At 35.1% G+C, this 22,694-nt stretch carries 19 protein-coding genes and 1 pseudogene; 7 read left to right on the top strand and 13 right to left on the bottom strand.

Annotated features, from left to right (window positions below; genetic code table 11):
* Positions 1 to 668 precede the first annotated feature (668 nt).
* The 3 genes from RE409_RS04820 (at position 669) to RE409_RS04810 (ending at position 4,426) form a co-directional block, all read left to right on the top strand.
* Positions 669 to 1,856: a DUF2515 domain-containing protein gene (locus RE409_RS04820; RefSeq protein WP_201182411.1), complete on the top strand. Its 1,188-nt coding sequence runs from the start codon at positions 669 to 671 to the stop codon at positions 1,854 to 1,856.
* Positions 1,849 to 2,229 (top strand): CBO0543 family protein, encoded by a 381-nt coding sequence (locus tag RE409_RS04815; RefSeq protein ID WP_201182413.1) that lies wholly within the window; start codon positions 1,849 to 1,851, stop codon positions 2,227 to 2,229. The genes RE409_RS04820 and RE409_RS04815 overlap by 8 nt, the downstream gene beginning before the upstream one ends.
* Before the next feature lie 406 nt (positions 2,230 to 2,635).
* On the top strand, positions 2,636 to 4,426 hold the full coding sequence (locus RE409_RS04810; RefSeq protein WP_309558637.1) for a S9 family peptidase: 1,791 nt from the start codon (positions 2,636 to 2,638) through the stop codon (positions 4,424 to 4,426).
* A gap of 260 nt (positions 4,427 to 4,686) precedes the next feature.
* On the opposite strand, the gene RE409_RS04805 is transcribed toward RE409_RS04810, so the two are convergent.
* From RE409_RS04805 to RE409_RS04795, 3 genes are all read right to left on the bottom strand, one after another.
* Positions 4,687 to 5,301 (bottom strand): LysE family translocator, encoded by a 615-nt coding sequence (locus tag RE409_RS04805; protein ID WP_201182417.1) that lies wholly within the window; start codon positions 5,299 to 5,301, stop codon positions 4,687 to 4,689.
* A 174-nt stretch (positions 5,302 to 5,475) separates the two neighbouring features.
* On the bottom strand, positions 5,476 to 6,009 hold the full coding sequence (locus RE409_RS04800) for a GNAT family N-acetyltransferase (protein ID WP_201182419.1): 534 nt from the start codon (positions 6,007 to 6,009) through the stop codon (positions 5,476 to 5,478).
* 431 nt (positions 6,010 to 6,440) lie between these two features.
* Positions 6,441 to 7,745, bottom strand: coding sequence for a helix-turn-helix domain-containing protein (locus RE409_RS04795; protein WP_201182421.1), 1,305 nt, complete (start codon positions 7,743 to 7,745; stop codon positions 6,441 to 6,443).
* A 512-nt stretch (positions 7,746 to 8,257) separates the two neighbouring features.
* Between RE409_RS04795 and RE409_RS04790 the strand changes: the two genes are divergently transcribed.
* From RE409_RS04790 to RE409_RS04780, 3 genes are all read left to right on the top strand, one after another.
* A complete protein-coding gene (locus tag RE409_RS04790) occupies positions 8,258 to 9,787 on the top strand; it encodes an AbgT family transporter (RefSeq protein ID WP_053347958.1) in 1,530 nt (509 codons plus the stop codon).
* A gap of 126 nt (positions 9,788 to 9,913) precedes the next feature.
* Entirely contained in the window at positions 9,914 to 11,173 is a 1,260-nt protein-coding gene (locus RE409_RS04785) for an amidohydrolase (protein WP_201182425.1), read from the top strand.
* Between the two features lie 67 nt (positions 11,174 to 11,240).
* Positions 11,241 to 12,647 carry a M20 family metallopeptidase gene (locus tag RE409_RS04780; protein ID WP_201182426.1) on the top strand — a complete coding sequence of 469 codons (1,407 nt, stop codon included), beginning with the start codon at positions 11,241 to 11,243 and terminating at the stop codon, positions 12,645 to 12,647.
* 619 nt (positions 12,648 to 13,266) lie between these two features.
* Here RE409_RS04780 and dfr read toward each other — a convergent pair.
* From dfr to RE409_RS04740, 8 genes and pseudogenes are all read right to left on the bottom strand, one after another.
* Complete coding sequence (gene dfr, locus RE409_RS04775; protein WP_309558634.1) at positions 13,267 to 13,764, bottom strand: DfrD/DfrG/DfrK family trimethoprim-resistant dihydrofolate reductase; 498 nt, start codon at positions 13,762 to 13,764, stop codon at positions 13,267 to 13,269.
* 181 nt (positions 13,765 to 13,945) lie between these two features.
* Positions 13,946 to 14,104 (bottom strand): GNAT family N-acetyltransferase, encoded by a 159-nt coding sequence (locus tag RE409_RS04770; RefSeq protein WP_242486171.1) that lies wholly within the window; start codon positions 14,102 to 14,104, stop codon positions 13,946 to 13,948.
* A gap of 502 nt (positions 14,105 to 14,606) precedes the next feature.
* Positions 14,607 to 15,215 (bottom strand): DedA family protein, encoded by a 609-nt coding sequence (locus RE409_RS04765; protein ID WP_201221953.1) that lies wholly within the window; start codon positions 15,213 to 15,215, stop codon positions 14,607 to 14,609.
* 566 nt (positions 15,216 to 15,781) lie between these two features.
* Positions 15,782 to 16,009, bottom strand: coding sequence for a DUF3953 domain-containing protein (locus RE409_RS04760; RefSeq protein WP_201250906.1), 228 nt, complete (start codon positions 16,007 to 16,009; stop codon positions 15,782 to 15,784).
* Between the two features lie 338 nt (positions 16,010 to 16,347).
* The gene (locus RE409_RS04755) at positions 16,348 to 17,535 is read right to left on the bottom strand and encodes an amidohydrolase (RefSeq protein ID WP_201221957.1); all 1,188 of its coding nucleotides are present in this window, start codon (positions 17,533 to 17,535) and stop codon (positions 16,348 to 16,350) included.
* 87 nt (positions 17,536 to 17,622) lie between these two features.
* Positions 17,623 to 17,978, bottom strand: a pseudogene (locus RE409_RS04750) (MFS transporter); the annotation flags it as partial.
* A 261-nt stretch (positions 17,979 to 18,239) separates the two neighbouring features.
* The gene (locus RE409_RS04745) at positions 18,240 to 18,782 is read right to left on the bottom strand and encodes an NADPH-dependent FMN reductase (protein ID WP_201221959.1); all 543 of its coding nucleotides are present in this window, start codon (positions 18,780 to 18,782) and stop codon (positions 18,240 to 18,242) included.
* Between the two features lie 81 nt (positions 18,783 to 18,863).
* Complete coding sequence (locus RE409_RS04740; RefSeq protein ID WP_309558633.1) at positions 18,864 to 20,174, bottom strand: hypothetical protein; 1,311 nt, start codon at positions 20,172 to 20,174, stop codon at positions 18,864 to 18,866.
* A gap of 175 nt (positions 20,175 to 20,349) precedes the next feature.
* Between RE409_RS04740 and RE409_RS04735 the strand changes: the two genes are divergently transcribed.
* Positions 20,350 to 20,556 carry a hypothetical protein gene (locus RE409_RS04735; RefSeq protein ID WP_309558632.1) on the top strand — a complete coding sequence of 69 codons (207 nt, stop codon included), beginning with the start codon at positions 20,350 to 20,352 and terminating at the stop codon, positions 20,554 to 20,556.
* Between the two features lie 457 nt (positions 20,557 to 21,013).
* Here the strand turns inward: RE409_RS04735 and RE409_RS04730 are convergent, their stop codons facing one another.
* Together RE409_RS04730 and RE409_RS04725 are read right to left on the bottom strand one after the other, a co-directional pair.
* Complete coding sequence (locus RE409_RS04730; RefSeq protein ID WP_309558631.1) at positions 21,014 to 21,799, bottom strand: GNAT family N-acetyltransferase; 786 nt, start codon at positions 21,797 to 21,799, stop codon at positions 21,014 to 21,016.
* A 254-nt stretch (positions 21,800 to 22,053) separates the two neighbouring features.
* The gene (locus RE409_RS04725; RefSeq protein WP_201221965.1) at positions 22,054 to 22,665 is read right to left on the bottom strand and encodes an FMN-binding negative transcriptional regulator; all 612 of its coding nucleotides are present in this window, start codon (positions 22,663 to 22,665) and stop codon (positions 22,054 to 22,056) included.
* Between the last annotated feature and the right edge of the window lie 29 nt (positions 22,666 to 22,694).

Below are 22,694 nucleotides of genomic sequence, written 5' to 3'. Positions count from 1 at the left end.
GTTAGTTTGGTTTGTTACTCTTGATCGTATAAATGAACCAAGAGAAATGAAAAATAACAGTAGCAAAAAGAAAAGAATGGTAGAAATGGTATTTATAGCTGTAAAAACATACCTAACCACACCAACATTTCCCTTTTACACCATTTTATCATGCGATATGAAAGAAAAATACCTTGTATACGTTATTCATGTGAGGTTTACAAAACATCTTCGTTTATACACCATTGATAAATCAACGTTTACGCCTCTCAAGCGCACCTAAATGGCTGCGTAAGGGGATATTTATGCAGATCTTATTCAATAAAATGGTTCAATTGTTGAACAAAGATCAAACAGCACTCTTTAACTATCCTCCCTCAATATTGAAAGAAACTTTTCACTCAATTTTGTCTTCTTAGAATACTTTAAATACTTATGATTTTCTTAGTACAGATAACATTAAAATGTGCGCGCTACCTCTTGTACGAAAAAACGATCATCATTTGTTCCTCACGTTCGTAATAAACTGATGATAGCTACACTGTTAAAATACCTTTAAAAATCCTTACTAGAAGTTTAAAAGATTGATTTCTCATAAATAGATTGAAGAATTTGATCACCTGTTGGTTATTACGATAACCTATTTGGCCTAAAAAAGAAGAACATTCAAGTTAATGGGAGGAAGAAGGATGCATCACAACGATCGGAAAAGGAAATGGAACGGATTTTCCAAGACGTTTCCGTACTCTCTTTTAGATGTAAAAGATGAATTAAAGAAAAAAGGTAAAAAACAGACTTCTGTTAAAACGGGGGAGTTAACGGGAGAAGAGACAATGTTAATACATGAAATAAAAGAACGAACAAGACAACACAACAATAATAATGTGACTCGAACGCATGCCTATTTTCAGTTTTACCTCCGTTACCCAGAAATACACTGGGCACTACTTGGACATATGGTATCGCGTAATGGCGGTTGGAATATGACGGATTTAAAAGGGGATTTATATACAAGACTATTGTCGGAAAAAGATCAACTTATCTTCTTTTCTTTTTTGGAACGAGGGAACTGGTTAATCTTCCAAGATGTGTACCCACAATTTTTGTTGTATGAACAAAGTGTCAAAAGATCAAAAAGACTGTTTCATCTTCTACCTTTTTTCAATGTATCAACGTTTATGGAAACATTATGGAACCATTTTTGGAGAACAGGCGACCAGTATATGTTAGCCATTGCCACTGTTATTAATGAACAAAGCTATTTAGAAAAAAGGGTCATTCAAAATGCCCATTTTAAAAAGACAGTACTAAATAGTATTGGATTCAAACTTTATGATTTTTTTCGCTTTAATCACATTCTTTTTCCATTCTATAAAGATGAGACCAAACAAGAAACATTACTAGTCGGGAATACAATGAAGCATTTCACCTCCCTTCATGAGCGAATATTGCTGGGCAAGCGATTATACTCACTGCTGTTTAGCCGTGAGAACATCTTATCAGGAGTAGTAGATTGGGCTCATGATCATCCACATACCGGTTCGCGAAAAGACTACTGGCCGCATTTGTTTAATGATGTAAACGAATCATTCTCCCGTGCATTTTATAAACGTCGAACAAAAAAGTGCCAATTAAGAAAGGGTGCGGATCGCTTATACAGTCCTCGATTAATATACACATGGAAAGATCTTAATCATGAAGAGGAGGAAAGCAAAGACTGGTTTGAAGACTGGCACATCATGGAGTACTTAATCGATAAGGGAGAAAATATAGATGGGGAGATTTATGATGAATACTGCACAACGCTTGAAAAAATTGAACTTGCCATTCTGGCAAAAAAAAACGTCCTACTCCGAGAAGAAGCAGAAGATGAGTAACCATCGGGCTTTTGTAGCCACAATAATTTTCTCTAGTTTCATCGGAACGTATTTAGACTTACTGTTTGTAGGTAAACAAATGTATTCCTTTCCGGCAAGACCATTCCCAGATACATTTACAATCAATGTCGCTTTTACATTATTGATATTGCCAATCTTTACTACGCTCTTTTTATGGATCGCAAAAGCGTTGACTGCATATTCAAGAATACTGTTTATCGTTTTGATTGGACTTTGTATAAGTATTTCCGAATCTTTTTCGGAGAATTTAGGATTGTTTACTCATAGCGAAGCATGGCATCATTCTTATTCCCTTTTCGGATACATGATCTTCATGCTCATTATTTGGAAATTTTATCGATGGTTTCAATAACAATCGACTGTGTTATAGGAATCTAAAAAACAAACTTGCTAAATACAAAAAAGTACATGCCAATTTCGTGTTATGGATAAAAAAACAAAGGGGGTCACAAAAATTAAAATAAAATTTTTGTGACCCCCTTTGAAATATGCTAGGAGGGTTTCCCTTCTGGATTTGATGATTAAAGACTAAAATAGCTCACTACTTTTATAGATTTACTTATGGAAAAACCTTTTAAAAACATTCCCTAAAATCTAGTTCTCAACTATTTTCGGCACTCATAGCCAAGATATAAAGTACATGATATATATGCATCTAAATATAATGGTTGTGAGACGTAATTAGATCCTTTTGAGCTTTTTATTATTTGGGCTATCTCAATTCCTCTCTTTTCTAGCACATTTTAAGGAGTGAATGTATGAAAGAAATTGGCATCAAATCATATTTGTCTGTTGGAACTGTCAGTAACCCTGTTTATGATCCAAATTGTAATAAGTTAATCTTTATTGCTGATTATTCTGGTTTACCTCAGGTTTGGGCAAAGGATTTCGATATAAGTGAACCTACCCGAATTTCTTTTACTAATGAACGAATTACTTTTGTTAAATATTTAAACAGTTCATCACAACGCGGCCTTCTCATCGGCATGGATGTCTGCGGTAATGAGAAGCAACAACTGTTTTTACTCAAAAGTGATGGTCTACTGATTCCGCTTACCAACTCTCCTGACCATAAACATGAATATGGGGGTCACTCACCTGATGGAAAATGGATAGCCTGGTCAAGCAATCGTCGACATCCTGGCTTTTTCGATATCTATATTCAAAATATCGAAACATTAGAAATACAAATGGTTTTGTCAAAGGATGGACTCTATTCCTCCATCATGTGGTCTCCTGATTGTAATTCGTTATTGATTCGGAAAACAAATTCCCAGTTGGATAACGATTTAGGTTTACTGAATCTTGACACAGGAGAAATGAATTGGTTAACAGATCATCAGGGTGAAGCAAGCTATAAAAACCCTCATTTCAGTAAGGATGGAGATCATCTCTATTTATTAACAAATCAAGATAGAGAATTTTTTGGGCTCTCGATCATTGATCTTTCAACAAAACATATCACTTGGCTGGAGGTAGGACAGTGGGACTTTGAAGGCCTCGCTATGAGTAAAGATCATTCAAAGTTAGCTTTTTCAATTAATGAAGGAGGTATTTCAAGAGGCATTCTTTTAGATCTAAAATCAAGTGCCCTTTATACATGGATGACACCAATGGGGATGATAACTAGCTTAACATTTTCACCCGACAATCAAAAATTAGCCTATGTATTCAATGGGCCGACCTATCCGTCTGATATATGGCAGGTTGACCTAAAGAAAATGAAGACAGAACGGCTTACTCAATCTCTTCAGACAAAGTTTTTGGAAAATAAATTAATTGAGCCCATTCTTATTTCCTTTAAATCTTTTGACAATCTCCAAATACCTGCCTTTTACTTCAAGCCAAATACCCAATCAGAAAAAATTCCTGTTATTCTATATGTTCATGGGGGTCCTGAAAGCCAAATCCGTGCTGTTTTCAATCCAGTTCTGCAGTATTTCCTAAGCCTTGGCTATGCAGTAATTACTCCTAACGTACGCGGGAGTACAGGATATGGAAAAACATATACTCATCTGGATGATGTTCGCAAACGAATGGACTCCGTAAGAGATCTTGTTTCTTTAGTAGATTGGTTAAAGAAAGAAGGAAGCGCTGATCCTAATAGAGTTGCCATTATGGGAGGGAGCTACGGAGGATTTATGGTTCTTGCAGCCATCTCTCACTATCCGGAATTATGGTCTGCTGCAATTGATCTCGTTGGGATTTCAAGTTTCAGAACTTTTCTTAAAAAAACCAGTCCGTGGCGACGCAAACTTCGCGAAGTTGAATATGGAACTATTGAAAAGGACGGAAACTTTTATGATCTGATTGATCCATTGAAACTTACTGACCGGATTACCAGTCCGCTGATGGTACTTCATGGGTCTAATGACCCACGCGTCCCAATTGAAGAATCTGAACAAATCGTAAATAAATTAATGGCAAGAAATCACCCTGTAAAGTTTATCTGTTTTGAAAATGAAGGTCATTCCATCGTAAAACTAAATAATAAAATAACTGCCTATACGGCAATAGCACATTTCCTCAATCAATATATTGGTAAATAATTTCCCAATGCGTCTTTTATATTTTGAAGGGTGATTAAAAGGAATTAGCGTACCGACTATAAGGAAATGTGCTTCTTAGTTTCTTTAAGAAAACAAAAGTCTCTTTTGATATGAGTAATAAAATTTTCCCTATTTTATCATAATTTTTTAAATAACTAACCTGCTCCATTTGTTGCATAAGAAAAAGAGCTGATCATCATCACAGCTCTTTAAAGAACGATTGCACCTGTTAGTTGATTAACGAATAAAAATATATTTATCTATTCGTGTGTTTGAAGAGCTAACTTTATTCCCAAACCAATGTAGACTATACCTACGACTTTCCCAAACCAATTTGAACTGCTGTTAGATTTAACTAATAACTTGTTGCCAATTGTACTTGTTAGGAAAACTAAGAGAGTGGTATACATTATGCTCATCAGTACAAATGTTAACCCAAGCATTAAAAGCTGAATTGTCACTGGGGAACCATCACTTTTTACAAACTGTGGTAAGAAAGCTAAGAAAAATAATGAAGTCTTAGGGTTTAGTAATTCAATTAACAAAGCCTGACGAAATGATAGATTATTATTCACTTTCTTAATAATAGGTTTTTCAATTTTCTTTGATTTTTCAAGCAAAGCTCTTATTCCTAAATAAACTAAGTATGCTGAACCTAAATATTTAACAACTCCAAAAGCAAGTGTAGATGTCATTAATATCGCGGAAAGTCCAACAACTGCCGCAAGAGTATGAATTAAGTCACCAACAGCAATACCCAAGCCTGTGATAATTCCATTCTTTTTTCCACCTTTAATAGTTTGAGATATTGTCAAAAAAACAGCGGGACCTGGGATTAAAAATAACATCAGAACAACTAAAATGAAAGTCAACATTATATATTATTCCTTTCTTTTAGAGATTATACAGCCGATTTAACCAACCACTACATAGTTTATTTTAACACTTTTAACATAATAAAATAGCTCTTTAATCAACAATCCTGCCCCGTTCGTTGCATAAGAAAAAAGCTGATCGTCACAGCCTTTAAAGCCGTTAGCTAAACACGTTTACTTATTATTTTTAAGTAATGAATAGACATATGTATCGTGTGCTATACCATTCTGATACATATATTTCTTCAAAACCCCCTCTTTTTGAAAACCAATATTGGTCAGTAACTTATTAGATGCTTCATTGTTTAAAAATACAACAGCACCTATACGAGTTAAATTCATAACATCAAAACCATATGTAAGAACTCTAGATACTGCTTCTGAAGCATATCCTTTTCCCCACTGCTCTGGATGGATTTCGTAACCTATTTCTGCTCTTTTATGTTTAGGTAACCAAGCATTAAAACCAATTGTTCCAATTATACCTTTGGTCTCTTTTTTTTCAATCCCCCAGCGTATGCCTCTTTTTTCATTGTAGTTATTTGAAAAGAAATCAACGAATTTCTCTGCTTCTTCTATACTCTCTAATGTTTCTTGTCCATAATAACGTGTTACATTTTCGTTAGAAAAACAAGCAAAAATTCCTTCTGCATCCTCTTTTGTTATTTCTCTTAATATTAGTCTTTCTGTCTCTAATATTGGAAACATTTCATCTCTCCCTCTGTTTATTACTATAATTAATTATTCTTTTTAAATGGTGAAAATTCCTTTATAAATTGAATTCTTTATTGCACTATCCTGACCCTTTAGTTGAACAAGGGTATTTTCTCTAATTTGAATGTAACGAACGTACATTCAAAAGTTCATATAATGAATCTTATATGCTGCTGTTTAGAATTGGAGGATTCTTTTATATGCTTATTGAGGTACACCACATGCCCATCAAGCTAAGAAAATAGGACAACCCCCAAAACGATAAAATGAGCTTCTTTGTTACAAGAAAGCCCAAAATTTTGTTCTGAGGGTATTATAAATTGTTAACTTGATGGCAATGTGACGCTAACTTAGGGAGAGTTAATTAAGAGAAATCCTCAAAACTTTCCTCGGAAATTAAATTGTATATCAAAAATGTCGAGGTGTTACTTCTTTAACATATAAATTTTACGAGGTCTTCCCCGAGGCGATTGAAGTTCTTCTCCTTTGTACTCCACTAAACCGCTTTCACTTAAACTACTCATAATTCTCTGGGCATTTCGAACGGTCATAGATAAATGAGAAGCTAAGTCTGAGGAAGTGAAGCCGTCCCAGCCCATACGATCAATCAATGCTTCAATCTTTTTATACGTTTTTACACTAATGTTAGCCTGATTTAATTTATCTAGCAGTTCTTTATCATTAGAACGGGAGGTATATGCCAATTGTTCTTCTTGACCTACAGATTCGATCATTAAACCATCTTCCTGGATAACAACAATGCCGGAACTTTCTTGCTTCTTCGAATGACGGATCGCCTTACGAGCATTGATTTCAGCCGATGCAGCCGTCTCACCAAAACCAATTCCAACTGCAACAGAGACATCCATCTCAAGTGACAGTTGTTGAACAGTACTTTGCAAGCTACCAATTTCTCGTTCAATTGCCTTGCGTGAACTAAATATTTGATAGCGGCCGTTTCCATTTTCGATGAGGGATCCATCTAATTTTTCGCAAAATGAAAGCAATGTTTGTTTAATTTTCAGCTCCAAATGCTGCAGATGGTAACGAATATTAACCTCGTCTACAAATTGATCAAACTGATCAATTTCAATAATCTCTACACCTATCTGACTATCCTTGAAATAAGTACTTTTTGCTTTTTCAATTAAAATCTTGACCGCTTGTCTAATTTCCATCTTTGTCATATTTATTTTGTAGACAGGAACATTTTCTTTCTTCAATGCTTCATATACAGATTGTAAAACGGTAAGGACACCTTGTACCTCCCCTTCCCTCCACAACTGAAGATGAAATTGAACAATGTCTTGAAAATTATATTGTTCATCAAATGTTTTTACATAAATATGTTCAGTGGAAATTCCTAGTTCTTGTAGCGACTCTTGCAAAAAAAAGTCTTCTAATCGAATCATATCGATGGATATCTTATCGAAAAAATACTTTTGATCCGCAGACATTTGTAAAAAACATCTATATAAACTAGATCCAACAGGAGGACAATACGTAAAATTGGCCTCTGAATCTAACATTTCTTTTGCAATTCTATAAGGAACTGGTCCAGAGAAAAACCAACCATTTACTGCGTTTTGGTGATTTTTTATAATGTCCGTTACCTCTCGTGCATCTTCATATGGAAAATCAATGAAATCTATTTCATGCTCAAATTCATTAGTAACATCCCGAATTTTCTTTAAAGATGAAAGTGGACCTACAACACCAATTTTATACAAGTTTACTTCACCCCTACATCATACTATTAGATTTATTATATCAAAATAACCAATTAACCCCAACAGGGAATAATAATGAGATCCAAATATTAATAACATGTAAAGCGCCGTTTGACATAAATAAACGGTGCTACTTAATATGGTTTACTTCTCTATCGTGAGGTCAAGAGTGGTAGAACTTATACATGCAAAAGATTCAAAACCTTTTGTTTGTTTAGAAAGTATTACTAAAGCTAGAAAAAAAAAGATTCCTTTTTTTCTGAAAATTTTATTGAAATAGATTATTCTTAATTATATAATACATTTAACGAAAATAACGTTAAGTATTCGTTAAATGAAAAACAAGTAATTTGAAAGGTATGTATGAAGTACACGAAGGATGAAAGACCATTTTGGGTAATTTTAGCTTAAGGAAGGTTTAGAGAAAAAGTTTATAAATTAAATGGTACAAAAAAAGCACAAACTACAAATGGAAGAAGGTTTAGGAGGAGAATGTAATGGAACAAAAAGTAATGAAAGATACAACTAATCTGCAAAATCATAAAAAAGGTGGATTTTTCAATCAAGTAGAGCGAATAGGAAACAAAATCCCCCATCCATTTATTTTATTTATTTATATGATCGCCTTTTTATTTGTTGTAACCGCTCTCTTATCTGTTTTCCATGTTTCGGCATCGGATCCCATTAGTGGAGAGAAAGTAGAAGTTCAAAATCTCTTAAGCCGTGAAGGCATTCAATGGATACTGCCGAATATGATTAAAAACTTTTCCGGCTTTTTACCACTAGGTTCTATTTTAGCCCTAATGCTAGGCGTAGGACTTGCTGAAAAAGTCGGTTTGTTAGAAGTTTTGATTCGAAAAATGTCGTTAAAGGTCTCAGGGAAATACGCGAGTTATTTAGTTGTATTCGTTGCATTTTTTAGCCATGTCTCTTCTGATGCTGCGCTTGTTATTATGCCTCCTCTTGGAGCTTTAATTTTCCTTGCTGTGGGACGGCACCCTGTTGCTGGGTTGCTCGCTGCTATTGCTGGGGTTGGTTCAGGTTTCACTGCCAATTTATTAATCGTCACAACAGATGTCTTGCTATCAGGAATTAGTTCGGAAGTAGCGAATGGTATGAAAGCAAATTTGACAGTTAATGTTACCGATAACTGGTTCTTTATGGCTACTTCAGTTCTCGTACTTACTGTTGTCATTGCCTTGATTACAGATAAATTTGTTGAGCCGCGCTTAGGAAAATATGAAGGTAGCGGTAAGCATAAAAAATTGGAACAATTAACGAAGCAACAAAACAAAGCACTCCTGGCTACAGGTATTTCAGCATTGATTTTTATAGCTGTTATGGTCGTTCTAGTCGTTCCAGAAGGAGCCCTATTACGAAATCCAGAAACTGGAGCTATTCTTCCCTCTCCATTTATGTCTGGTATTGTCGCGATCATCTTACTTTTCTTTTTTACAGTCTCTATTACTTATGGAGTTAAGGTGGGAGCAATTAAGAAACAAAATGATATACCAGAATTATTAGTAGACCCGATTAAAGGAATGGCCGGATTTATTATTATGGTTTTTCCACTTTCCCAATTTGTCGCTTGCTTTAACTGGAGTAATATGGGTAAATTTTTGGCATTATCCATCACAGATCTCTTAGAACAGCTAAACATAGATGGTGCACCCGTCCTTATTGGGTTAATGTTCTTATCTGGACTTCTTTCCATGTTTATTGCTAGCGGATCCGCGATTTGGTCTATATTAGCTCCGGTTTTTGTTCCAATGTTTATGGTATTAGGCTATCATCCTGCCTTCGCCCAAATGCTTTTTAGGGTAGCAGATTCATCTGTTCTACCATTAGCACCTGTATCTCCATTTGTCCCACTATTCTTAAGTTTCCTACAAGAGTATAGAAAAGATGCAAAACTAGGAACTTATTATTCTCTTATATTGCCATATCCGATTATCATCTTTATCATTTGGACGCTATTGGTAGTGGTTTGGTATTTCCTTGGCCTCCCAATTGGTCCTGGCGTATACCCGAAATTACCGTAATTTGAAAAATCGCAAGCGCCTTGAATAGCCCCTTCAGCGACTCGAGGGGCTAGGCTGCTTGGGCTAGACGCCAAAACTCGTCGAAAATTATTAAATTTTCATCAAATAACTTTAGGAGTGAAAGAATTGGATATTATTTCTTTAAGACGTGATCTTCATCAACACCCAGAAGTTGGCTTTACCGAATTTCGAACTGCTTCAAAAGTAGTAGAAGTACTAACTTCTTTGAAATATAACGTGATATTTGGAAAAGATGCTTTAGATGGGGATTCTCGCCGTGGAGTTCCACCTACAGAAGTATTACAAGAAACATTTAATAGAGCATTACAAGACGGTGCAAATCCAGAAATTCTCCAAGAAATGGAGGGTGGATATACTGCTGTTATCGGTATATTAAAAGGAAAAACAGATGGCCCAACTGTAGCTTTCCGGTTTGATATGGATGCATTACCTGTAACGGAAAGTACTGATTCTGACCACTTCCCACAAACTAACGGTTTTCGTTCCAAATATGAAGGGAATATGCATGCCTGTGCACACGATGGCCATACAGTAATTGGATTAGGGCTTGCTGAAAAATTAGCGGACCAGAACTTTGCAGGAACGGTTAAGCTTATTTTTCAACCAGCTGAAGAGGGAGTACGCGGTGCCTATTCAATTGTACAAAAAGGAATTTTAGATGATGTGGATCATTTATATTGTCTGCACCTTGGCACAGATGTCCCTCTAGGAGAATTTCATGGTGGGTCTTCTGGCTTTTTAGCAAGTACGAAAATGGCAGCTCATTTTCACGGGGTATCTTCTCATGCAGGTGCTTCTCCTGAAAAAGGAAAAAATGCATTGTTAGGAGCAGCCACTGCATTATTAAATATTCATGCTATTCCAAGATTTAGTTCAGGTTCTACCCGCATAAATGTAGGTATTCTTAATGGTGGTACAGCCGCTAATATTATTCCAGCGCATGCAAAAATGATAATTGAAACCCGTTCCGTAACCGAAGAAACAAATGCAGAAATGGAGAAACGTGTTCGAAATATCGTGGCTCATAGTGCAGGTATGCATGAGCTTGAATATGAAATTGAAATTATAGGACAAGCAATTACGATTCATTGTGATCAAGAACTTGTCGATCTAGCTATGGAAGAAGCCCGAAATGTAGATGGTTTTTCAACAATCAAAGCATGTAGGGAATCCGGTTCTGCTGGAAGCGAGGATGCAAGTTTTATGATTCGAAGAGTACAGGATAATGGTGGTAAAGGGACATATATGATTATTGGGACCGATATTCCTGCACCACACCACCATCCTAAATTTGATATTCAAGAAGAAGTGTTACCAAGAAGTGTAGAACTTTTGAATCTTATTGCAAGACGACTTTTAAAATAATATTTCATATTAAATCGAATATACATTCATATTAAATTGATTATATATAGGAAGGAATGCGTGTAAAATGACACATGTAAATAGACTATCAGAAATCATTGAACAAAAAAAAGAAAAATTCATTGAAGTTAGTGACTGTATATGGAATTTTGCAGAAACACGTTTTGAAGAATATCAATCTGCTGAATTGCTTTGCAGCACGTTAGAAAACGAAGGCTTTTCTGTTGAAAAAGGTGTTGGAAACATAGAGACAGCATTTATTGGTAGCTTTGGAACTGGTAAACCTGTTGTGGCAATCATGGGAGAATTTGATGCGTTGTCAGGTATGAGTCAAAAAACAGCTACAGCTAAACAAGAGCCAATTGTACAAGGTGAAAATGGCCATGGATGTGGTCACAATTTACTTGGTACTGGATCGTTAGCTGCTGCTGTTGCAGTGAAGAATTATATGGAAGAGAATCATATAAATGGGACAGTTCGTTATTATGGATGTCCTGGAGAAGAAGGCGGATCAGGCAAAACCTTCATGGTCAGAGAAGGTTTATTCGATGACGTTGATTTTGCATTTTGTTGGCATCCACTAGATGTTAACGGAATTATGTCGATGGATTCACTTTCCAATTTCCAAGTGTATTATAAGTTTAAAGGAAAAAGCTCTCATGCAGCAGCATCACCACATTTGGGACGTAGTGCTTTAGATGCCGTAGAACTTATGAATGTTGGCGTGAACTATTTAAGAGAACATATTATCCAAGACGCCAGAGTTCATTATGCGATAACGAATTCTGGTGGATTATCGCCTAATGTTGTCCAACAAGATGCAGAAGTTCTTTATTTATTACGAGCTCCAGAAGTTTCACAAGTTCAAGATATTTACTTAAGAGTTTGTAATATTGCTAGGGGAGCAGCCCTTATGACAGGAACTGAAGTAGAAATCGTTTTCGATAAAGCCTGTTCTAATGTTATCCAAAACACAGTGTTAGATTCCGTTATGTATAAGAATTTTCAAGAATTAGGTATTCCACAACACGATGATAAAGAAAAACAGCTTGCAAAAGAGATCCGTGCTACCTTAACCGAACAAGAAAGGAATAGTACAATCAATCCGTTTAATGATAGTCAAGATGATGCTATGGCAAGTTGGTTGGAACCCATTGAGGGCTGTCAATCGCCATTAACAGGTTCCTCGGATGTGGGGGATGTTAGTTGGATTGTTCCTACTGCTCAATGCACAACAGCTTGTTTTGTTCTTGGATCCCCTCTGCATAGCTGGCAGTGGGTTACACTCGGATCAACATCTATTGCCCATAAAGGTATGCTTCATGCTGGCAAGGTTATTGCGGCAACTGCAGTAGAAGTACTCCAAAATCCAGAATTAATTGACAAGGCAAAAGCAGAGCTAAAAGAACGATTAAAAGGGAAAAGCTATGTCTCCCCTATTCCGCAAGATGTAAAGCCCTTAGTTAAAAGATAATGATTAGAAAGATTGTTGTAATCGTACGTATGGAAAATTCCCTGACTTTATTGAAATGATGACCAATGTTCATAGCATATATGGTGATGAATTTATGGGTTTTTTTGAATACTCTTTCGATAATAAGGTAGAAAAAATCGCTCAAGAGGACGGAATGATCCAATAATGACTGGGTGACTTTAAGTGAAATAGCAGTATAAAAAGGGATCTTCGATTGGAAGATCCCTTTTTCATTGAGAACTTTTATCTTTGATTCCATTCTTTATTTAACAGCCTATAAACTATATGGTCAACATAATGTCATATAACCCTTCTACTTGCAATAATAAACAGCTGCTACAAAAACCTATATCATTCTATAGCACCCGATAGTTGAAAATAACTTATTTTTTTCCTTAAGTTAAAATAAATTATAGATTAAACGTATTATCATTCTTGGAATAAAAAATAAGATTCTCCAAGCTACTTCAAACAAGACTGAATCTCGAATTTCAACGAGTATACCTTTTAGAAATACTTTCTTTTTTCTTTTTTCTTTATTCTTTATTCTTTATTCTTTATTCTTTATTCTTTATTCACCCTATTATCTCCTAAACACAATAATGAAGAAACGCGCCTGTTAGTTTAGTATGTTTTTTCTTTCATAAACATGAAAATAGTAAATATATGGATTTTCATCATCAGTAATCCCTTTTTCTACAGATACTTCTTCCCATTCATTAAAATTAATTTCCGGAAAAAATGTATCCCCTTCGAATTCATGATGAATTTTTGTAATATACAGCCTTTCTACATAAGGTAAGAACATTTTATAAATTTGTTCCCCTCCAAAAATGAAAATCTCTTCTTCATTTTCACATAACTTAAAAACATTTTTGATTGAATGAGCAATTTCACAACCATCAAAATTAAAAGCCTTATCTCTTGTCAAAATAATATTCCTTCTGTCGGGTAAGACACTTCCAATTGACTCAAAGTTCTTTCTACCTAATATGATTGGATGTCCCTTTGTAGTATTCTTTACATACTGCCAATCCTTTGGAATTCTCCACGGAATGGCATTCTCTTTACCAATTACTCTATTCTTGTCCATTGCAACAATTAAAAAAAATTTCATGTCTAATAACAGCCCTTTTTAAACTATATTACCATGTGATCTTGTATTTCTATTGAGATTTCTTCTTCATTTATCCTGCCCCTTTAGTGGAAAAAAAGCCGCCGAAGCAGCAGGCAACCTTATACTATTGCACCCGTTAATCGATAACAAGAAAACGTATTAAAGAAACAACTCCATCTCACTATCCTTCGTCGTAAAGCACATTTTTTTGTATAGATGTTTTCCATTTAGAGGCGTGCAACCAAATCCGTTTAACACCACTATTTCTGCTTTCGTCTATACATTTTTTTAGCATTCGTTTTGCCAAACCTTTTCCACGATACTCAGGGATAGTGTACATATTAAGAATGTAGGCTTCAACCCCATGAAGATTTTCCAAATATGGTGGTCTTTGAAATTAAACCATTCCACTAATACTAATGGCTTCCCCATTCGATTCCGCAATATAGGATATAAATTCATTTTTTGAAAGTGCTTTATGTAAATACTCTCTTGTTGATGTCTCCATAAGATGTTCCTCCTGAAGAGATTTTAACTAACCTAGTTCTTTTAAAAGTGCTAACCGCAAACTAACTATCTTATCAATGTCTTCAATAGAAGCCTTGATGAAATCAAACTTATTAATACGACTCAACCAATATCACTTCCTTCCTTTTGAGGATTTGCTCAAAATATGTATATTCTTTTTAATATATTAAATTTCCTTCTTCAATTAAACTGCCCCGTTAGTTGCATAAAGAAAAAGCTGCCTTAAAGACAGCTCCGATCTAAACTAACGCACCTGTTAGTTTTATAAGCCCTAAATATAATTTTATTAAAGTCCTCCATCTTAACCGGCACTTTTATGAAATACCCCTTCTTAATCGATTTCTTCTCTTCCATAAAAAATAAATGAATATTGAAAGGACCAATAAACTCGTAATTAAATAAATACAGTATTTTGACATATATAGTTCAACATTGGTCCAATTTTCCCCTAATATTCTTCCTAGTGTGATAAAAGTAAAACTCCATATTAATGCACCAGTATAGGCGTAAACAACAAATATTCTAAAAGGGAAGCGATTGACAGCTGCTATATACGCTGTAAGGTGCCGTACCCCAGGAATAAAATAACCAAATAATAAAAGAAAGGGTCCGAATTTCTTGAATAATTTCTTTGTTCTATTAATTTTTTGTTCCGTAATGTGAATTTTTGGTCCAAACTTTTCTAATAAAGGCAACCCAAATTTATAACCAATGAAGTAGCTAAGCGAAATCCCCCCCGTTGCTCCTACAAAGGCACTTACTATTGAAATTAAGTAAGATAATTTACCCTGAAACACATTGTAACCAATATATGTAAGAATAACCTCGTCGGGTATAGGAAGTCCAACAATACCTCCGATTAAAGCAAATATAATTCCGAAGTACCCATAATGTTCTAGAAGGTAAGCAATATGATTTTCCACTTTTTCACTCCACCTTTTAGGTAATGTCTAACAATCATTTCTGATTATTTATTATCAGCAGTATTTAAATAATAATAAAAGAAAATTTACTCTTCATTGGAGATCTCCTTTTCATTTAACAATATTAAAGGTTATTATCCCCAATTTTTGATTTTCTTATTGCACTAAACTGCCCCTATAGTTGCATAAAAAAAAAGCTGCCTTAAAGACAGCTCCGATAGTTTGGGATTCCGTTCAATTTAAGAATCTATCAAACAAATATGCTATAATTCACCAATATAGAAAGATTGGAGAGAGAAACAATGGACTGGGTAGACTTTATGGCACTTTCTGGTATACTATTTTATTTAATTCCAATAGCATTTATTGTTTGGTTTTTAATCAGCTTCCTCAAAACTCAAAAGGAAAGAAACATTTTACTTAGAGACATTTCATTAAGGTTAGACAAGTATAAAATAGACAGAAAGGAAGAGTAATATGATACTCTTTCTTTTTCATTTTTATTTCACAGTTTGTGTCTTATACGACACAAAAGACATCCTTACTTATGGAAGTAAAGCACCCGTTTAGTTCATTAAGAAAGCCTGTATGGAAGCAAAGAAAATAAATAAAGAGATAGCAATATTCATATACCCCCAAAATCCTTTTCTGTCTTTTTGAAGTTCGGCTAATCCTGTCACCAACGTAAGTGCCCCAAGGAACAACATATAATACGGCATTAACTCATAGGTTTGAGTTATTAGACTATAACCTGATAGAACAATAACCACTATTGTTAAGATAATTCTAACCATTTTCAAGAATATATTTCCCCCTACAAATTAAGTTCTGTACAATTTCTTTTTCAATCATACCATTGGACACCTTTTCATTTGTGTGAAAAATGGAAATTCCTTCTTTTACTAACCTGCCCCTTAGTTCCATAAGAAAAAGAGCTGCTGATCAGCTCCTGATAATTGATGTTCCATTTGTAGTTTCATGTTACACAAACTCAATGATACTATGGATTTTTCGCTTTCTTCTTTATTAGCTTGTCTCGGTATTCGTTTTGCTTTTTATCAATAGAATTATCTAATACACCGAACCATGTGGTCATCTATACCACACCTTACAAACAATTCTAATCTTTTTCCTAATCTAACTCATAATAACCGCAAACTACATATCCTACTGCTTTTGCTGCCACGAGAAGGGCATCTTCATCGATATCAAATTTAGGATTATGATTAAAATAAGGTTTTTCTACTCCTTTAGGTGTACAAGCAATGTAAAAGAAGCAGGAAGGGAATTTTTCAGCATAGTAAGCAAAGTCTTCAGATGGTGGCATTGCTGGAAATTCCTTTACTTCTTTAATATCTTTATCATTTGCATTCTTGAGAAACTCAGCAACCTTTTCTGTTATTTCAGGATCATTATATAAAGGTGGATAATCATTCGTATATGTTAGATCACATGTTACACCAAATTCTTCTTCAAGTCCTTTTACAAGACGTTTAACTTCTTTTTCAATTGTTCCTTTTGTTTCAACAGTCATATAACGGATATCGCCTTCAAGCTCTACGCTGTCTTTAATTACATTGAATGTTCCTTTTCCATCAAAAGAACCAATCGTTATCACACCAATATCAAAAGGACTTAATCGACGGCTAATAATCGTTTGAGCGGCTGTAACAAAATGAGCACCAGCCACAATGGCATCATTCGCTAGATGTGGTGAGGAACCATGTCCACCTCTACCTTGAATTTTTAATTTCATATAAGCCCTGCCGTTAAAAGAATATCCAGCGTGATAACCAACAACTCCTGCTGGGCCCATTGGCAGCAGATGAATTCCAAATACATTATCTAAATCGTCAAGCATGCCGGATTCTACAATACTCTTTGCCCCGCCTGGCGGAACTTCTTCCGCATGTTGATGAATAATTTTTATTGTACCTGGAATTTCATCTTTTAATTGAATTAGGCAATCCGCTAAGACTAACAAGTAGGCTGTATGGCCATCATGACCACACGCGTGCATAACGCCTTCATTTTTTGATGTAAATGGTACATCCGTTTCTTCGACGATTGGGAGCGCATCAAAATCAGCGCGCAGACCAATGTTTTTTCCAGGCTTTCCACCTTTAATTGTCACGATAATTCCGTATCCATTACCTACATTAGATTGAACTTCTACGTCCTTTCCTTTATAAAAATCAATAATATATTGAGCTGTTTTTTCTTCTTTAAAAGAAAGCTCAGGATTTTGGTGTAGATGTCTGCGAATTTCAATAATTTCATCCTTACGAGATTCTAACATTTCTATTAATTCACTTCTCATAAACTCTTCCTCCTTTTATTATTTTCGAAAACGCCACTAAATGTGGCGTTTTACATTTCCAACTACTAATTATTCTACAACAGGGCTTCAAACTGGTAATTTTTCAGGAGCATTAGATGTTTTACCGGCATCTTTTGGCACCAAAAAGATAGTAGAGAATATTGAAAGTACACCGAATATAACGTTTACGATACTACCTACTGTAGCCGCTGGTTCAAGATTTCCATTTGCTGCAATTGCACCGTAAACAGCTGCAGAAATCGCGACGCCTATTGCACTGCCAAGTGAGCTTGCCATTTTATAAACTCCTGCTGCTTCACCGACTTTGTCAGCAGGAGCATTAGATACAGATATATCTGTTGATGGGGTCGCATAAAGTCCAAATCCAAATAGCGCAATCCAATGAAGACGACAATTGTATAAGTAAGGTCCGGTAAGGCCTCCACCCCTTGGATAGGCATGACGAAGAAATGAGAGGGCATATTTTATGACCCGTTGATATGGGAGGGAAAGCCTCCAAGGGCGGCGTGGAGAAAATGTGCATTACATGGTAGAATATTGAGTTTTATTATATCTCCTTTATTTCACTTTGCCTTCACAAAGCCAAAATGATCTGAACTCATATCATTAAACCGTTATTACGCTATCACAAAAAGAGGGATAGCTATAATCCTCCTCACATTTACTAATGTTTGGAATGATTTTTATCGTAAAGTTTTTAATGCACCGCTCCAGGCGATAACTTGGTCAAGCATAGCATTTACATTTTTAGGGTGGTGTTCAGCTGGTTTAAAAACACTTCCATTTTCAAAATCTGTAAATAATGACAATGTTGGATGTACACGAACATCTGCAACTAGTAATTCTCCTAAAATTCCACGTAAATGTTCAGCTGCACGAGCACCACCAGTTGAACCATAGCTTACAATACCAGCAGCTTTATTATTCCATTCGTCACGAGCTGAATCTAATGCATTCTTTAATGCACCTGTGATGCTATGATTATATTCTGCCACAATGAATACAAACCCATCTAAATTAGTAAGCTTTTCTGACCAAGCTTTTAATCCTGGTTCTTCACCATTAGTTGTAAATACAAAAGGTAAATTGAAGTCTGCAATATCTACGATTTCATAATTCGCATCGCCACGTTTGTCAGCAATTCCTTTTACCCATTCTCCTACTTGTGGACTTACACGTCCTTGGCGTGTACTTCCTAAGATAATTCCGATATTTAATTTTGTCATTGTTTTTTCCTCCTCAGTAGCTGATCTACCAAATAGTTTGTCTTAACTCCAATAAGGACTATTATTAAGATAAATTTTTCTTTATTTTGCTGATTGTTCATATATTTTTATACCGTTTAATGGGACGATACCATTTTCAATTAATACTGCCTTCGATCCAGATCCATTTGAGAATATTCCACCCTTGACCGTCATTGTATTTATTTCACCTTGTACGTGAAGACTTCGAACATTTTGCCCATTTGTAACGATTCTGCCGCCAATTTCGACCTTATCAATTTTACCGCCTTCTTTGACACTTAATCCGTCGGCAGATAGTTGCGTGATGACTCCCTTTACTAAGGATTCCCCTTCACCTCCAAATGTTTCAATATCTTCATGCACGACTAATGTTCCTAGAGGTCGACTGACTTGAATACCAACAGCAGCATTTGCATGAGTAACAATCCGTTTAAATTCTGCATATTTTAAGCTTCCATCATACAAATTAAACCCCCGAGCACCGATCCCGTACGTTTCGATATCACTGAGGATACGCAGCGTCCCGATTTCGCTAAAGTTTACAAAACCAATACCACTTGGCCCATGAGAAGTAATTCGCTTTTCTGCCATCCATTCGTTCACCATTCCCCAATTATCTAACACCATATCATTCACACCATACGTCGTTACAGAACCATGATTCACAACCTTTTTAACATGCGCACCATAAACGACAAAAACGCCACCTGAAATGACATCTGGCGTGCCTTGTTTAATTCCACCATTTGAGTGTATCTCACCTGTTTCTAACATATCCACTTCGATTCGACCGCCTACATCGCCAGCCCCACTAACAAATATGCCACTTCCTTGTACAGGTTTTTCATTACTTCCTGCCCTCAGACCAGTAAGATGAGCTGTAATTGTCACGTTCGAATCGGTTTGTTGATTCCATAATGTAAAGGCTCCCTGCAAGACGTATACACCAAATCCTTTAGGTCGATCCTGTAGTTCCCTCGTATCCGCTTCGATTACTTCCACATTTTGTGCAATTACATGCCCCGAACGTACAGAACCAGTAGCTAATAGTTGAATTTGTCCGATTGTTTTTACATTCTTTAAGCTTAATGTTCCGAGTGAATCTACATCTGGTCTGTTTAAAATTGCTCGACAGCTAGGTTCAACTATAAATGTTAATCCTTCAATCTTATTGTCCCGACTTACCTCAATACCATCAATACCTCTCTTAAATTTGATCATTGAATCACCTTCACCCAGTAATTGTTGCCCTGGTGACAAGTTTAACGAAGGACTTTCAATTATTTTTCCTTTCACACGAATTACTTCAATCGCTTGATTGCCAACTGCGTTTACAAGTTCATCTACTGTTGAAATTGTAACCACTTTCATTTATTTCATCCTTTCAGGGGAATTTTATTTTCACCTTACAAAACTTCATAAAAGAATCCTCTCTGAATTATCCCCATATATATAGAAAAAATTACTTTAATTAATCTTGAAACCATTTCAAAAAAAATTCGCTTTTTGTGTTTTTTATCGATTATGCATTGTTTTATTCGATTAAATGGCTCGATTCCGGAATAACATGATGAACATTTTTTCAATGGCTTTATTATTTCTTTTTACAACGTATTGGGGTTGGTTTAATTTCTTGGATACACTTGCTTTTGATACAGATGAACGTAGTATTCGCAAGTTTGCGATGGAAAGTTGCTTACACCCAATAAACGAAACAAAAGCAACGATTCCATTAAGAAAAATGATAGCATAACATTGCTTTCGCAAATATTTGTAGAGTAATAGCTATAATGAAATAAATAAGCTGTCTTAGTTAAGAAAAGAGAAGGTGTTTTTGAAAGTTGACTATTTTTAAGATTGTATATTTAGCATTTAATTTAATCTTTTTATCAGGAGGAATTGTTTTATGGATTTTTTATAAGCGTTATAAAGATAAAGAAGTTTATGTTCTTACATTGCAACGTATCATTACAATTATTATAATTTTTATTATTTTGGATATGTTGTTAGGGCTAATTAATGAGTTTTTGGATTTTTCGAGGGGCAATTATTAATTATTCGCTGCCCAAAAAAAGAAGCGTATTCGATTTATATTTCGAATTCGCTTTTTTATTTGAATGAAATCAGCAATCAAGTTAAACATAGCTTTCAAATAAAAAGACTGACCAACAACCTACTTAATACAAGCACCTATTAGTTTAAGACTATTTCTAATCTCTAATTTCTTTAATACTTTTCCCAGCTAAAAATGAATGTCCATTTTTCAATTTATCAACTGTTTGAAATCCATACTTTTGATATACTTTTTCTACTGATTCATTTATCGGAAAAACCCAAAGCTTCTTTATTCCTCTATTCATTACTTCTTTTTGTATAAAATGTATAACTTCACCTATTAAGCCTTTTCCTCTGAACTCTTCAATTGTAGCTACACTTTCCATTCGAGCTTGATTCCCATCTACAAAGATACATGCAGTGGAACAGGCTATTCCATCGTACCGAAGAAGATAATGTGTGAAAGAGCTATGATTGAATTGCTCTTCATAGACCTTCTCAATTGTTTCCTTTCCTCCAAACTCTTTAATGCTACTCTCTATATCTAAAGCTTCTTGGTAATTTTCTTCTGTTACTTTTTCAATAGTAACTCTGTTGTTATTAACGATTTCAATCACTCGGTTATTCCATAATTGAACAGGACTAATTAATTCTTCATAACTAAAATTCTTTGATTTTAATTCAGTAATTAGGTTTTGTTGGATTTCTAAGTTGTAGATATAGAATCTTGGTATGATTTTTCTAGATTTATAATAGCTGATTACTTCATCTATTACTAACTGTGGATTATGACACGTGTCACTTATATGTGCGTGATTTGCGTCATAATAATTTGGTTGGCTTTCATTACAAAATATTGAACCCCACGTGGTTTCAATTCGCTTAGTAAAGGTTTTAAGGTATGCAAAATCCAACTTTAAAGCATCTTGTGTAATACTCATCTTGCCCCTCCGAAAATTCTGAATTTACCAGCAATTATAACATACTTACACTTTTGTCTTTAGAATTCCCCTGATTACTCCTTCTTTCAAATATCCTGCCCCTTTAGCTCTCCCTTATTGAAGTTAGACTTCTCCGTCATCAACTTTTATTACCTCATATATTCCGTCACCGAATTGATCTAAAAGAAGTTCAAAAAAAAAGAGCGTTAATCCTTATTGGATCAACACTCCTGTTAGTGCAGTAACATTCAACGTTATTTTTTTAGGTTTCCTTTCATTAATAATGAAATCAGTTGCTCATCTGTATTTGAAATTTGTTCCAGTTGATTAACAATTGACTCTTGTCTCTGCAATGGATGGTTTTGACTTAACTTTGCTTTCCCTTCTATTTTGTTAATTTTTATTTTGAATCCTTGAACTCCCTTGTTCATACCAGCGAGAAACTCAGCATCAACATCTTGCAAACTGTATGAACTGTCAGGAGCTTCGTACTTCGATACCATATCATGTAGGGAGCTCATTAACTCATGTTCATCCTCTTGCAGTTCGACTTCTCCGTAAACATGAACGGTCACATAATTCCATGTTGGTACTGCTTTATTCGTCTCATACCAAGATGGGGAGATATAACAATGCGGACCATGAAAAATAGCTAAGACGGTTTGATTTTTGATGTCTTTCCACTGAGGATTAGGACGAGCAAAATGTCCATATAAGTATGAATTATCCTTGTTCAAAATTAACGGTAAATGAGTCGCAAAAGGCATTCCATTATGTTGAGAAAAAAGAGTCGCAAAACTATGTTCCTTTATAATGTCGAAGGCAAGCGTTTCGTCTTTAATTTTAAAATGTGTAGGAATATACATGTTTTTTCTCCTCTCAGAATCTTTTCTTA

Source organism: Peribacillus sp. R9-11 (assembly GCF_031345095.1).
In the GTDB taxonomy this organism is placed as follows: Bacteria; Bacillota; Bacilli; order Bacillales; family DSM-1321; genus Peribacillus; species Peribacillus butanolivorans.
The sequence above is the reverse complement of the archived record's forward strand: the minus strand, read 5'-3'. Positions and strand labels throughout refer to the sequence as shown.

What these genes read in the sequence shown, in the direction of transcription:
- RE409_RS04820 (WP_201182411.1), top strand. Translation starts at nt 669, where the DNA reads ATGCATCACAACGATCGGAAAAGGAAATGGAACGGATTTTCCAAGACG.
- RE409_RS04815 (WP_201182413.1), top strand. Translation starts at nt 1,849, where the DNA reads ATGAGTAACCATCGGGCTTTTGTAGCCACAATAATTTTCTCTAGTTTC.
- RE409_RS04810 (WP_309558637.1), top strand. Translation starts at nt 2,636, where the DNA reads ATGAAAGAAATTGGCATCAAATCATATTTGTCTGTTGGAACTGTCAGT.
- RE409_RS04805 (WP_201182417.1), bottom strand. Translation starts at nt 5,301, where the DNA reads ATGTTGACTTTCATTTTAGTTGTTCTGATGTTATTTTTAATCCCAGGT.
- RE409_RS04800 (WP_201182419.1), bottom strand. Translation starts at nt 6,009, where the DNA reads ATGTTTCCAATATTAGAGACAGAAAGACTAATATTAAGAGAAATAACA.
- RE409_RS04790 (WP_053347958.1), top strand. Translation starts at nt 8,258, where the DNA reads ATGAAAGATACAACTAATCTGCAAAATCATAAAAAAGGTGGATTTTTC.
- RE409_RS04780 (WP_201182426.1), top strand. Translation starts at nt 11,241, where the DNA reads ATGACACATGTAAATAGACTATCAGAAATCATTGAACAAAAAAAAGAA.
- dfr (WP_309558634.1), bottom strand. Translation starts at nt 13,764, where the DNA reads ATGAAATTTTTTTTAATTGTTGCAATGGACAAGAATAGAGTAATTGGT.
- RE409_RS04770 (WP_242486171.1), bottom strand. Translation starts at nt 14,104, where the DNA reads ATGTACACTATCCCTGAGTATCGTGGAAAAGGTTTGGCAAAACGAATG.
- RE409_RS04760 (WP_201250906.1), bottom strand. Translation starts at nt 16,009, where the DNA reads ATGGTTAGAATTATCTTAACAATAGTGGTTATTGTTCTATCAGGTTAT.
- RE409_RS04755 (WP_201221957.1), bottom strand. Translation starts at nt 17,535, where the DNA reads ATGAGAAGTGAATTAATAGAAATGTTAGAATCTCGTAAGGATGAAATT.
- RE409_RS04745 (WP_201221959.1), bottom strand. Translation starts at nt 18,782, where the DNA reads ATGACAAAATTAAATATCGGAATTATCTTAGGAAGTACACGCCAAGGA.
- RE409_RS04740 (WP_309558633.1), bottom strand. Translation starts at nt 20,174, where the DNA reads ATGAAAGTGGTTACAATTTCAACAGTAGATGAACTTGTAAACGCAGTT.
- RE409_RS04735 (WP_309558632.1), top strand. Translation starts at nt 20,350, where the DNA reads ATGGCTCGATTCCGGAATAACATGATGAACATTTTTTCAATGGCTTTA.
- RE409_RS04730 (WP_309558631.1), bottom strand. Translation starts at nt 21,799, where the DNA reads ATGAGTATTACACAAGATGCTTTAAAGTTGGATTTTGCATACCTTAAA.
- RE409_RS04725 (WP_201221965.1), bottom strand. Translation starts at nt 22,665, where the DNA reads ATGTATATTCCTACACATTTTAAAATTAAAGACGAAACGCTTGCCTTC.